This window comes from Pseudomonas sp. RIT778, from assembly GCF_019718735.1.
Lineage (GTDB): Bacteria > Pseudomonadota > Gammaproteobacteria > Pseudomonadales > Pseudomonadaceae > Aquipseudomonas > Aquipseudomonas aphyarum.
In genome coordinates this window covers 1-12,390 of record NZ_JAIHBA010000029.1, presented here as the reverse complement: position 1 = coordinate 12,390, position 12,390 = coordinate 1, and the positions used below count along the sequence as shown (strand labels likewise).

The 12,390-nt window shown below is 61.9% G+C and carries 14 protein-coding genes; 3 read left to right on the top strand and 11 right to left on the bottom strand.

The window, feature by feature from the left end; genetic code table 11:
- The first annotated feature begins 31 nt into the window (after positions 1-31).
- Positions 32-805, top strand: a complete 774-nt coding sequence (locus K5E37_RS20205; protein WP_007953996.1) for a MetQ/NlpA family ABC transporter substrate-binding protein — start codon at positions 32-34, stop codon at positions 803-805.
- Between the two features lie 84 nt (positions 806-889).
- Here K5E37_RS20205 and K5E37_RS20200 read toward each other — a convergent pair whose 3' ends face one another.
- Genes K5E37_RS20200 through K5E37_RS20180 form a run of 5 tightly spaced genes read right to left on the bottom strand, consistent with a single transcriptional unit; the run spans position 890 to position 4,798 of the window.
- Positions 890-1,525: an SCO family protein gene (locus K5E37_RS20200; protein ID WP_127796507.1), complete on the bottom strand. Its 636-nt coding sequence runs from the start codon at positions 1,523-1,525 to the stop codon at positions 890-892.
- Positions 1,522-2,421, bottom strand: coding sequence for a heme o synthase (gene cyoE, locus K5E37_RS20195; protein ID WP_085606403.1), 900 nt, complete (start codon positions 2,419-2,421; stop codon positions 1,522-1,524). The genes K5E37_RS20200 and cyoE overlap by 4 nt, the downstream gene beginning before the upstream one ends.
- Positions 2,409-3,488, bottom strand: a complete 1,080-nt coding sequence (locus K5E37_RS20190; protein ID WP_085606405.1) for a heme A synthase — start codon at positions 3,486-3,488, stop codon at positions 2,409-2,411. Before K5E37_RS20190 ends, cyoE begins: the two co-directional genes overlap by 13 nt.
- Positions 3,489-3,498: 10 nt before the next feature.
- A complete protein-coding gene (locus tag K5E37_RS20185; RefSeq protein ID WP_085606407.1) occupies positions 3,499-4,092 on the bottom strand; it encodes a hypothetical protein in 594 nt (197 codons plus the stop codon).
- Complete coding sequence (locus K5E37_RS20180; RefSeq protein ID WP_221534965.1) at positions 4,058-4,798, bottom strand: SURF1 family protein; 741 nt, start codon at positions 4,796-4,798, stop codon at positions 4,058-4,060. The genes K5E37_RS20185 and K5E37_RS20180 overlap by 35 nt, the downstream gene beginning before the upstream one ends.
- Before the next feature lie 72 nt (positions 4,799-4,870).
- On the opposite strand from K5E37_RS20180, the gene K5E37_RS20175 reads away from it, so the two are divergent.
- Positions 4,871-5,074, top strand: coding sequence for a twin transmembrane helix small protein (locus tag K5E37_RS20175; protein WP_007953986.1), 204 nt, complete (start codon positions 4,871-4,873; stop codon positions 5,072-5,074).
- 8 nt (positions 5,075-5,082) lie between these two features.
- Here K5E37_RS20175 and K5E37_RS20170 read toward each other — a convergent pair whose 3' ends face one another.
- The 4 genes from K5E37_RS20170 to coxB form a co-directional block, all read right to left on the bottom strand.
- Positions 5,083-5,970 (bottom strand): cytochrome c oxidase subunit 3, encoded by an 888-nt coding sequence (locus tag K5E37_RS20170; RefSeq protein ID WP_007953985.1) that lies wholly within the window; start codon positions 5,968-5,970, stop codon positions 5,083-5,085.
- Positions 5,971-5,995: 25 nt separating this feature from the next.
- Positions 5,996-6,547, bottom strand: coding sequence for a cytochrome c oxidase assembly protein (locus K5E37_RS20165; protein WP_011331799.1), 552 nt, complete (start codon positions 6,545-6,547; stop codon positions 5,996-5,998).
- 27 nt (positions 6,548-6,574) lie between these two features.
- Positions 6,575-8,167 carry a cytochrome c oxidase subunit I gene (ctaD, locus tag K5E37_RS20160; protein ID WP_007953983.1) on the bottom strand — a complete coding sequence of 531 codons (1,593 nt, stop codon included), beginning with the start codon at positions 8,165-8,167 and terminating at the stop codon, positions 6,575-6,577.
- 82 nt (positions 8,168-8,249) lie between these two features.
- Complete coding sequence (gene coxB / locus K5E37_RS20155) at positions 8,250-9,377, bottom strand: cytochrome c oxidase subunit II (RefSeq protein WP_007953982.1); 1,128 nt, start codon at positions 9,375-9,377, stop codon at positions 8,250-8,252.
- 369 nt (positions 9,378-9,746) lie between these two features.
- Here coxB and K5E37_RS20150 point away from each other — a divergent pair, with 369 nt between their 5' ends.
- A complete protein-coding gene (locus K5E37_RS20150; protein WP_007953981.1) occupies positions 9,747-10,379 on the top strand; it encodes a hypothetical protein in 633 nt (210 codons plus the stop codon).
- A gap of 51 nt (positions 10,380-10,430) precedes the next feature.
- Here the strand turns inward: K5E37_RS20150 and K5E37_RS20145 are convergent, their stop codons facing one another.
- Positions 10,431-11,957 (bottom strand): SulP family inorganic anion transporter, encoded by a 1,527-nt coding sequence (locus K5E37_RS20145; RefSeq protein ID WP_221534964.1) that lies wholly within the window; start codon positions 11,955-11,957, stop codon positions 10,431-10,433.
- 90 nt (positions 11,958-12,047) lie between these two features.
- A partial coding sequence (locus tag K5E37_RS20140; protein ID WP_311776189.1) for a carbonic anhydrase occupies positions 12,048-12,390 on the bottom strand: 343 nt, incomplete at its 5' end.

The window sequence follows — 12,390 nt, the reverse complement described above, 5'->3', positions numbered from 1 at the left end:
CAGACGGGCGCCGTAAAAAGGAGTTAGCTGAATGAAAAAACTGATCGTTGCCCTGGCTGCCGTTGCAGCGTTCTCGGCCCACGCCGACGAAACCCTGACCGTTGCTGCCACTCCGGTGCCGCACGCGGAAATCCTCGAGTTCGTGAAGCCTGTGCTGGCCAAAGAAGGCGTGGATCTGAAGGTCAAGGTCTTCACCGACTACGTACAGCCGAACGTCCAGGTGGCCGAGAAGCGTCTGGACGCCAACTTCTTCCAGCACCAGCCGTACCTCGATGAGTTCAACAAGGCCAAGGGCACCAGCCTGGTTTCCGTGACCGGCGTGCACCTGGAACCGCTGGGCGCCTACTCCAGCAAGTTCAAGAAAATCGAAGAGCTGCCAAGCGGCGCCAACGTGGTAATCCCGAACGACGCCACCAACGGCGGCCGTGCGCTGTTGCTGCTGGCCAAGGCTGGCGTGATCACCCTGAAGGATCCGACCAACATCCTGTCGACCGTCAAGGACATCGCCCAGAACCCGAAAGACCTGAAGATCCGTGAACTGGAAGCCGCGACCATCCCGCGCGTGCTGACCCAGGTCGACCTGGCGCTGATCAACACCAACTACGCGCTGGAAGCCAAGCTCGATCCGTCCAAGGATGCGCTGGTCATCGAAGGCAGCGACTCGCCTTACGTGAACATCCTGGTGTCCCGCGCGGACAACAAGGACAGCGACGCCATGAAGAAACTGGCCGCTGCGCTGCACAGCCCGGAAGTGAAGAAATTCATTACCGAGAAGTACAAAGGCGCGGTGTTGCCGGCGTTCTGATTTGATCGTGCCCACGCAGAGCGTGGGAACGATCAAAAAGAAAAGGGGACGCCAGTGGCGTCCCCTTTTTTGTGCGTTCAGTTTTTACTTGCGGCTCAACATCACCGGCAACTGCGCCACCAGCTTGGCATTATTCAACGGCGCCCGAATAAACCCGCGCTGCGTCCCATCAGGCCCGATCACCGCCAGGTTCCCACTGTGATCCACCGTGTAATTCGGCTTGCTGGTATCCGCCGGAATGAACGGAATGCTCACTGCGTTCGCCACCTTCTGCAGCTCGTCGATCGACTTCGGCGTCAGACCGATGAACTGTGGATCGAAGTAGCCCAGGTACTGCTTCAACTGCGCAGGGTTGTCGCGGTTCGGGTCGACGCTGACCAATACGATCTGCAATTTATCCACAGCATCCTTCGGCAGCTCGCTCTTGATCTGGCGCAGCTGGGCGAGGGTGGTCGGGCAGATGTCCGGGCAGAAGGTGTAGCCGAAGAACAGCAGGCTCCACTTGCCCTTGAGCTCGTTGACCGTGACCGGTTGGCCGTCCTGATTGGTCATCGTCACGTCCGGCAGGTTGCGGCTCTGCGGCAGCAGGATGATGCCGGCGTCGATCAGCGCGGTCGGGTCGCCCTGGCCCTTGCCGCTCAGCACTTTGTTGACGGTCAGGCCGAGAATCAGCGCGATCACGGCGACGAGGATGAAGACGGTTTTCTGGGTTCGAGTCATAGGTTCAACAGTAGGTAGTGGTCTACGAGCAGGGCGATGAACAGCAGAAACAAGTACCAGATAGAGTACTTGAAGGTGTTGATCGCCGCGTGCGGCCGAGTGCCACGGTACAGCACCACGGCCCATTGCAGAAACCTGGCACCCAGACCGAGCGCGCAGATCAGGTACAGCAGGCCGCTCATGTGGATTACGTATGGCAACAGGCTGACCGCCAGCAGGGCGAAGGTGTACAGCAGAATGTGCACCTTGGTGTAGTGCTCGCCATGGGTGACCGGCAGCATCGGAATGTCGGCCTTGGCGTATTCCTCTTTGCGATGGATCGCCAGCGCCCAGAAGTGCGGTGGGGTCCAGGCGAAGATGATCAGCACCAGCAGCAACGGTTCGGCGCTGACGTGGCCGGTGGCGGCGGTCCAGCCGAGCAGCGGCGGGGCAGCGCCGGCAAGGCCGCCGATGACGATGTTCTGCGGCGTCGCGCGTTTGAGGAAACCGGTGTAGATCACCGCGTAGCCGAGCAGTGAGGCCAGGGTCAGCCATGCGGTCAGCGGATTGGTGAAGGTCAGCAACAAGGCCTGGCCGAGCAACGCCAGCACCAGCGCAAAGGTCAGTGCTGCCGTGGGCGAAACCCGGCCCTCCGCCAGCGGCCGTTTGTGGGTGCGGGCCATGACCGCATCGATGCGCCGGTCCACCACATGATTGACTGCCGCCGCGCCACCGGCACACAACGCAATCCCGAGGTTGCCGAACACCAGCACCGTCCACGGCACCCCGGCGCGGGTCGCGAGGAACATGCCAACCAGCGAGGTGATCAGCATCAGCACCACGACTTTCGGTTTGGTCAGCTCCAGGTAATCACGCCACAGCGCCTGCGCCGGACGTTCGCCGATCAGAATCGCCATGGCGTCTCTCCTTTAATAGTGATGGGCGCCGCCGAGTGTTTGCGCGGGCTCAGGCGCCAGCGCGCGATCATCGGTTGCTTGACCCGAAACAGGCTGGTCCGCGCGTGATAGTTGACCAGCACCATCGTCAGCAGCAGCGCCGCACCGCCGGCGTTATGCGCCACAGCCACCGGCAGCGGCAGATGGAACAGCACGTTGCTGATGCCAAGGGTGATCTGCGCGGCGAGGGCGATCAGCACCAGCCCGGCCAGTCGCGTCATGCCCACCACTTTCAGTTGCCAGGCCAGACCAAGCAGGACAATCGTCACCAGCAGGGCGCCGATGCGGTGGGTCAGGTGAATCGCCGTGCGTGCATCGCTGTCGAGTTGCCCGCCGAGGTAATTGGGGCCGATGTGTTGGGTCAGGTGAAAGCCGTTGGCGAAATCCGCCGGCGGCAGCCATTGGCCGTGGCAGGTCGGGAAGTCGATGCAGGCCACCGCCGCATAGTTGGAGCTGACCCAGCCTCCCAGCGCAATCTGGCCGATCACCAGCAGTAATCCGGCAGTCGCCCAATATTGCAGACGCTTGGGCACGGTCAGCGCCGGCAGCACGCCGGACAGTCTTAACGTCAGCAGAAACAGCAGGCTCAAGGTCGCGAAGCCACCGAGCAAATGCCCGGTCACCACTTGCGGCCAGAGCTTGAGTGTCACCGTCCACATGCCAAATGCGGCCTGGGCGAACACCACTGCCAGCAGAAACAGCGGCAGTTTCAGCGGTTGCCCCGGATGACGGCGGTTCACCCACGCGCGCCCGGCCAGTACCGAAATCAGCATGCCGAGGGTGCCGGCGAAGTAGCGGTGGATCATCTCGTTCCAGCCTTTATGCGCCTCCACCGGCGAGTCGGGGTAATGCAGTTCGGCATGGGCCAGTTGGGCTTCGCTTTTCGGCACGCTGATGAACCCGTAGCAGCCCGGCCAGTCCGGACAGCCGAGGCCGGCGTGGGTCAGGCGGGTGTAGGCGCCGAGCAGCACCACGATCAGCGCCAGCAGGGTGGCAAACAGCGCGAGGCGAAATCCAGGTTTGGCCATGACGATGCCCTTATCCGATGTTCGACAGTTTCAGCAGGTGGCGCAGGTCGTTGAGCAGATCCTTGCCTTTCACGCTCGGGTCGTAGCGCAGCACGAGGTTGCCGTGGGGATCGATGATCCACAGCTGCGGTGTGGCCTTGTCGCCTGTGGCCTTGCTGAAGGTGGCTGCGTCCAGCGGGTAGCGTTGCAGCTGCGGATATTCGCGGGTCAGCTTGGCTTCGTAGTCGGCAGCCAACGGTTGTGCAGCGGCCAGGGCGTGGCTGGCGCGCCCGGCTTCGCGGCCCAGGCCGATCTGGATCTGCCGCGCCAGGTACACCAGTTGCTGGCAGTCCACCGCGCAATCCTTCGGCGCGGTGACCAGCATCTGCCAGCGCGTTTCGTCGGCCTGGATGCCGAGGTCGGCGCGGGTCTGGCCGTTGCCGATCAGTTCGCCGTGATAGCTGCGACCTTCCGGCACCCAGAACTGCAACTTGTACATGCCGGTGGCGAGGATCATCGGACCGACCACGCCGAGCACGATCAGCAGCAGCTGGATGCGTCCGCGACGGCGACTGGCCGGGGCTTTTGCTTCAGACATGCTGGGTGGATTCATGGCCGCTCCCATGGTGTTTCTCCTTTGCGTTGTGCCAGCCGAGATAGAGGTAGAGACCGAGCAGGGCGGTGGCCATGGCGAACCACTGCACGGCGTAACCGAGGTGTTTTTCCGGGCCCATCGCGACCACCGGCCAGTCGGCCTGATAGCTGGCCGGACCGGGTTCGGCGCGTAATTCGTAGGCGAAGCCGTCGCGTTCGAGGGTTTTCCACAGCTTCGCGGGCTCGACGGCAGTGACGGTTTGCGGCCAGGTGCTGCTGACCGGATCGGCATGCAGCTGGAAGGTGGCGCCGGGGGCGACATACACCCAGGCATCGACATTCACGGCGTCGGCCGGTGTGTTGAATTGCGGGGCCGTGCGCCGGTCCGGCCACGGCAGCCAGCCGCGATTGACCAGCAGCCACTGGCCGCTGCGTTGATCCTGGAATGGTTGCAGCAATTCGACGCCGACCTTGCCGTTGCGCTGACGGTTGTCCAGCAACAGGCTGTGGGCGGCATCGAACTGGCCGTACAGATGCACCCGGCGAAACGCCGGATCGGCGCTGTGCAGCAACTCGGTGCTGGCCATCGGTTCGGCGGCGCGGCGTTCGGCGTAGCTGGCGAGCAGGGCGGTTTTCTCCGCGCCCCGGCCCAGTTGCCAGAAGCCCAGCGAAATCAGCAACGGCAGCAGCAGGCCGACTACCAGTGTCGGCACCACGCCCGGCCGGAAGCGCTTCATGGCCGTGCCAGAAAATCAGTGTGCGCGATCGCTATACTCAACTGCATCGCTTGTTCCCCCGGAGTTCTTCCCATGCTCAAAGCAGCCATCGTCCTGATGCTGATTGCCACGGTGGTCAGCCTGTTCAGCGGCCTGTTTTTCCTGGTCAAGGACGACAGCAGCTCGAATCGGCTGGTGATCGCCTTGAGTGTTCGGGTGGCATTGGCCGCTGTCACCGTCGGCCTGATCGCCTGGGGTTTCTACAGCGGCCAACTGGTGTCGCACGCGCCTTGGTGAGCTGATCCTCAGAGCACGTAAACGAAGATGAACAAGCCGATCCACACCACATCGACGAAGTGCCAATACCAGCTCGCCGCTTCAAAACCGAACTGATGTTCGTTGTCGAAGTGGCCCTTCATGATGCGCATCAGCATCACGAACAGAATGATCGTGCCGATGGTCACGTGGGCGCCGTGGAAACCGGTGAGCATGAAGAACGTCGCGCCGTAGATGCCCGAGCCGAGGGTCAGCCCCAGTTCGTGGTAGGCGTGGATGTATTCTTCGGCCTGGAAGCCGAGGAACGCGCAACCCAGCAGCACGGTGATCGCCAGCCACAGTTTCAGCGCGCCGCGATGACCTTTCTTCAGCGCGTGGTGGGCGATGGTGATGGTCACGCTGGAACTCACCAGCAGGATGGTGTTGATCAGCGGCAGGCCCCAGGGGCTGATGACTTCCTTGGGCGGCGGGAACAGTTTCGGATCCGGCGTGTGCAGCAGCGGCCAGGTGAACTGGAAGTTCGGCCAGAGCATATGGGCGATGCCTTTGGTGCCTTCGCCGCCCAGTGCCGGGCCGGAAATGTGCCGTACATAGAACAACGCGCCGAAGAAGGCGACGAAGAACATCACCTCGGAGAAGATGAACCAGCTCATGCCCCAGCGGAACGAGCGGTCCAGCTGCGGGCTGTACAACCCCGCGCGGCTTTCTTTGATCACCGTGCCGAACCAGCCGAACAGCATGTACGCCAGCAACAGGCCGCCGACGAAAAAGATCAGCGGGCCGTGGGATTCCGGACGCGCAGCCTTCAGATCGTTGAACCAGGTCGCCAGACCGTACACGGTGACGAACATCCCCACCGTGGCCACGATCGGCCACTTGCTCTGGGCCGGGACGTAATAGTGCTCATGAGTTGCCATTTATTGTTCTCCTTATCGGGCACGCTTAACCGCCAGTGTTTGCAGCCACCGGAGGATGTCGGGCGGTGATATCGAACAGCGTGTAGGACAGCGTCAGGTGCTTCACGTCCTTGGGCATGTCGCGGTCAACGATGAAACGCACCGGCATCTCGATCTGCTGACCGGGCTGCAGCACCTGCTGGGTAAAGCAAAAGCATTCGGTCTTGTGGAAGTACGCCGCCGCATTGCTCGGCGCGATGCTCGGTACGGCTTGAGCGCTCATCGGTTTGTCGGTGGGGTTGCGGGCGATGAAGATCATCTCGTTGACCGCGCCGGGGTTGGCCGTCAGTTCGTCATGCTTGGGATAGAAATCCCACGGCATGTCGGCGGTGTTGGTCGACAGAAACTGCACCCGCACCTGCCGTGAAGCATCGACGGTCTGCTCGCCCTCGTACTGCCCGGCGGTCTTGCCGTTGATGCCGAAGGCCTTGCACATCACGTCGTAGATCGGCACCAGGGCAAAACCGAAGACGAACATCGCCACCACCACGCCGAGCAGTCGGGTGACCAGCTTCTTCATCGAAATCGAGTCAGCCATGGTGGCGGCCCTCAACGGCTACAGGGTTCATTTCACTTCCGGCGGCGTGGTGAAGGTGTGATACGGCGCCGGTGACGGCACGCTCCATTCCAGCCCTTCGGCGCCATCCCACGGTTTGGCCGGAGCCGGTTCGCCGCCACGGATGGTCTTGATCACGATGAACAGGAAGAAGATCTGCGTGGCACCGAACATGAATGCGCCGATCGACGAGACCATGTTGAAGTCGGCGAACTGCAGGTTGTAGTCCGGAATCCGCCGGGGCATGCCCGCGAGACCCACGAAGTGCATCGGGAAGAACGTCAGGTTCATGCCGACGAAGGACAGCCAGAAGTGCAGCTTGCCCAGGGTTTCGTCGTACATGTGGCCGGTCCATTTCGGCAGCCAGTAATAGGCCGACGCGAAGATCCCGAAGATCGCCCCCGGCACCAGCACGTAGTGGAAGTGCGCAACCACGAAGTAGGTGTCCTGGTACTGGAAGTCCGCCGGGGCGATGGCCAGCATCAGCCCGGAGAAACCGCCGATCGAGAACAGGATCACGAACGCCACGGCAAACAGCATCGGCGTCTCGAAGGTCATCGAGCCTTGCCACATGGTGCTGGCCCAGTTGAACACCTTCACCCCGGTCGGCACTGCGATCAGCATCGTCGCGTACATGAAGAACAACTCGCCCACCAGCGGGATGCCCACCACGAACATGTGGTGCGCCCAGACGATGAACGACAGGAACGCGATGCTCGCTGTGGCGTAGACCATCGAGGTGTAGCCGAACAGCGGCTTGCGCGAGAAGGTCGGGATGATCTGGCTGACGGCACCGAAGGCCGGCAGGATCATGATGTACACCTCGGGGTGGCCGAAGAACCAGAACACATGCTGGAACAGCACCGGGTCACCGCCACCGGCGGCACTGAAGAAGCTGGTGCCGAAGTGGATGTCCATCAGCATCATCGTCACGCACCCGGCCAGCACCGGCATCACCGCGATCAGCAGGAACGCGGTGATCAGCCAGGTCCAGACGAACAGCGGCATTTTCATCAGGGTCATGCCGGGGGCGCGCAGGTTGAGGATGGTGGCGATCACGTTGATCGCGCCCATGATCGAACTGATCCCCATCAGGTGGATGGCGAAGATGAAGAACGTGACGCTTTCCGGCGCATAAGTGGTGGACAGCGGTGCGTAGAACGTCCAGCCGAAGTTCGGCCCGCCACCGGGGGTGAACAGGGTCGAGACCAGCAGCAGGAAGGCCGCCGGCAGCAGCCAGAAGCTGAAGTTGTTCATCCGCGGCAGGGCCATGTCCGGCGCGCCGACCATCAACGGGATCATCCAGTTGGCGAGGCCGACGAACGCCGGCATCACCGCGCCGAACACCATCACCAGGCCATGCATGGTGGTCATCTGGTTGAAGAACGCAGGCTCCACGATCTGCAGGCCGGGCTGGAACAGCTCGGCGCGGATCACCATGGCGAACGAGCCGCCGAGCAGGAACATGCAGAACGCAAACCACAGGTACAGTGTGCCGATGTCCTTGTGGTTGGTGGTCAGCACCCAGCGCATCAGGCCTTTGGCGGGGCCGTGGGCGTGGTCGTGGTCGGCATGACCGTGGTCATCGATGACAGCGCTCATGGCCGGTCTCCTTCAAGTGAGTGGACTGGGCAGGCCGGGGCGCAGGGCCCCGACCGGTTCACGAAGTACGCAATAGACCGGCTCATTTGCTTTCCGCCTGTTTCAGCTCCAGCACTTCTTTTGGCGTGACCATGTCGCCCTTGTTGTTGCCCCAGGCGTTACGTTCGTAGGTCACGACCGCTGCGATATCGACTTCCGACAGTTGCTTGCCGAACGCCGCCATGGCGGTGCCGGGCTTGCCGTGGAAGACAATGCTCAGGTGCGCGTCTTTCGGGCCGGTGGCGATTTTCGAGCCCTTGAGGGCCGGGAACATCGGCGGCAGGCCCTGGCCTTCAGCCTGGTGACAGGCGACGCAGGTGGTGTGGTAGATCTTGTCGCCGCGCTCCTTGAGTTCGTCGAGGGTCCATTCCTTGCTGGTCAGCTCCTTGAGCTGCAACGCTTCGGCCTTGCGCTCGGCGAGCCATTTTTCGTAGTCGGCCTTCTCTTTGACGTCGACCACGATCGGCATGAAGCCGTGGTCCTTGCCGCACAGTTCGGCGCACTGGCCACGGTAGAGGCCGGGCTTGTCGATGCGGGTCCAGGCTTCGTTGACGAACCCCGGGATCGCATCGCGCTTGACCGCGAAGGCCGGCACCCACCAGGAGTGGATCACGTCGGCGGAGGTCACGAGGAAGCGCACCTTGGCGCCGGTCGGCAGCACCAGCGGCTTGTCGACCTCCAGCAGGTAGTGCTCGCCCTTGGTTTCCTTGTTGTGGATCTGCTCGGCGGGCGTGGCCAGGTTGCTGAAGAACTCGACGTCCTGGCCCAGGTATTTGTAGTGCCACTTCCACTGATAACCGGTGATCTGGATATCGATATCCGGCTCACTGGTGTCGTACATCTTGATCAGGGTCGCGGTCGCCGGAACGGCCATCGCCACCAGGATCAGCAGCGGGACGACGGTCCAGAGAATTTCGACGGTGGTGCTTTCGTGGAATTTTGCGGCGACCTGCCCGGTAGAACGGCGGTGCACCATCATCGACCAGAACATGGCGCCGAAGACGATGATCCCGATCACCACACAGATCCAGAAAATGGTCATGTGCAGGTCGAATACTGCGTGACTGATTTCAGTCGCTCCAGGCGCCATATTCACAGTCCAGGCAGCGTGCGCCGGGCTGAAAATCGACCACAACAGGAGGCCCATCCAGACGTGTGGATGTCGCATCATTGCGGGTTCCCCTTATCGTTCTTGTTATCCCGCCGGCTTTCGCCTGCGGCAAGGGATCGGCTGCATCAGACTACGAACTTGAATCGCCGGGCCTTGCTGCGGGTGCAGTCGGGCGTCATCAGCTAACTCCATTCACTGGCGAGTATAGACAGCGGCTGAAAAATGCAATGTGCGGACGTAAATCGAATGAAACAGCTGGCACTTGCGTTCCAGGGCACGAATGGAGAAGGATGCAGACGAGTGGTGGCAAACCGATATAACGCCGTTGCATCAAGGATGAAATAATTATGACAAATGCGTCTTAGCATTTTTCGTAAGCCAGCTAAGTTATGTCTTCCCTATTTCATTGCCTTGTTTCCTGGAGTTTTCATGAACACCGCCGCATTGCGCGAGCAGATCCACATAGCCCGACAACACGAGATTGAAACCGGAAAGCTGACCCGTCAGCTGGAAGCCCAACTGCAACACCTGCACCCGGCCATCCAGTTGCCGGAAACCGACGCCAACGGCGTGCTGACGCGATTTGTCGCCGCCTACATCGACGAAGTGCCAGACCTGCTGGATGCAGCCAATGAAGTCGCCAGGGAAGCGGGAATCGAGTCGCAGATCAAACCGGTGCTGAAAATCGCCGAGCAATACTTTATCCAGCCGCCCGTGGGCCTGGACAGTCTGCTGGACGAGGCCTATCTGGCGCACCGTTTTGTCGAAGAGGTCAACGACCTGTACATCAAGCATTTCGGCCAGCCACTGATCCCCTTGGACATGACGGTCGCCAATCTGATTGCTCACCAGTTGATCGGTGAGGAATTTGCCAACCAACTCGACGAAGTGGTGCATCACGCGGTGGACAGCATGCTCGACGACGACAGCTTTGCGCTGGAGTCGGTGGAAGCCTACCGCGAGAAACTCAGCAGCCCGGACACCGGTGCGGCGTGGAAACGCTGGCCGTGCATGAGCCGCCGTTTGGGCGTGGGCCTGGAGCTGGATCAGCCTGCGGCTTGATCTCGGCGCAAACGATTGGGGGAACAGATTGCTCTGTTCCCCCAAGTGTTTTCAGCCCGCCGCTCCGATCCCGGTGGTGGTGCGGATCCGCCCTTCGAGCCGCCGTTTCAACCCGCGCGACTCGATCAACAGTTTCGCCCCCTTGGCCGCATTCGCCCGGCCCCACTCTTCGAGCAGTTCCAGACACGAATGGTCGATGTAGCTCAGATTGTTGAGCGGCACATGCACCGTGGTGCCCGGCGGAATGCTGCCCAGCACCTGCGTCAGTGCCGGCACTTTGAGGAACGTTGCCGCGCCCACCAGACGCAACTCCATTTCCCCGTCCTGCGGCAGATCGATCAGGCTGATTTTCAGGCGTGAAGCCTTGAACGCCAGCTTCACCAGGGTCAGGCCGAAACCGATCAGCACACCAGTCAGCAGGTCGGTGAAGATGATCGCCAGCGCCGTGGCGGCGTAGGTGAACATCGGCATCCGGCCATAACGCCCCAGACCACGGAACGCCTTGAGATCCACCAGTTTGAAACCGGTGTAGACCAGAACGCCCGCCAGACTCGCCACCGGAATGCTCTGCAACACGCTCGACAGCAACAGCACGAACGCCAGCAGCCACAGGCCATGGAAAATCGTCGAGTAGCGTGTGGTGGCACCGGCCTGGACGTTGGCCGAACTGCGCACGATCACCCCGGTCATCGGCAGCGCGCCGACCAGACCGCAGAGCATGTTGCCGACGCCTTGCGCCGACAGCTCACGGTCGAAGTCCGAACGCGGGCCGCTGTGCATGCGATCCACCGCGGCGGCGGACAGCAGGGTTTCGGCGCTGGCGATGAAGGCCACAGCGAACGCGGCGATCAGCAGCGTCGGGTCGGCCAGGCTGAGCAGATCCGCCGGTTTCAGCCAGTCGATGGCTTCGGCCAGATTCTCTGGCACTTCAACCCGTTTCACTTGCAGCGCCAACAACAGGCTGGCGCCGGTTGCCAGTCCGACCCCGAGCAGCGCGCCCGGAATGAAGCGCAGCGAATGCGGGCGGAATTTCTCCCACAGCCACATCACGGCGATGGTTGCGAGCCCGAGCAACCCGGCCTGCCAGCCAACGGACGGCAACGCCTGCGCCACCGCGCCGGGGAATGCCGTGAGGTTGTCGAGGCCGGAGGGCTTCGGCGCGGCATCCAGCATCACATGCACCTGTGACAGCACGATCAGCACGCCGATCCCCGCCAGCATGCCGTATACCACTGCTGGCGCCGTGACCCGGAACCAACAACCGAGCTTCAGCCGTCCGGCCACCAGTTGCAGGAAACCGGCGAGCAGCAGGATCGGTCCGAGCATTTCGATGCCGTGCTGGCGCACCAGCTCGAACACCAGCACCGCCAGACCCGCCGCCGGCCCGCTGACCTGTAACGGCGAACCCGCCAGCCAGCCCACCACCAGACCGCCGATAATCCCGGTGATCAGGCCTTTGGCCGGCGGCAGCCCTGACGCAATGGCAATGCCCATGCACAGCGGCAGGGCGACCAGAAACACAACCACTGAAGCGAGCAGCTCCCGTGGCAACACAGCTTTCAATTGAGCCGCACGCATGGCGATACTCCCGAAGTTTTCTTCAGGCGTGGCGAGGCCTGGCCGCTGAAACAGCGGCCGGCGTCAAACCACACAGATTTTTAGGAGGATTTAGAAGCGCGCTTTGGGCGTCGCCACCGGGATCGGATGGCTGCCGTCGAGCGGCAGGAAGCAACCCTGATCCGCGTCGTAAGCTTTGATTTCGCTGGTTTCGATGTTGTAGACCCAGCCATGGATGAACAGATGACCGTTCGCCATGCGCGAGGCTACCGAAGGATGGGTACGCAAGTGCTGCAGTTGGGCGATGACGTTCTCCTCGGTGAGGATCGGCATGCTTTCTTTTTCGTTGGCGCAGTTGCAGTTGTCCTGCACCATGGTTTTCGCGACTTCGGCGTGGCGTAGCCAGGCTTTGACCGTCGGCATTTTTTCCAGGCTGTCCGGGTTGAGCACCGCA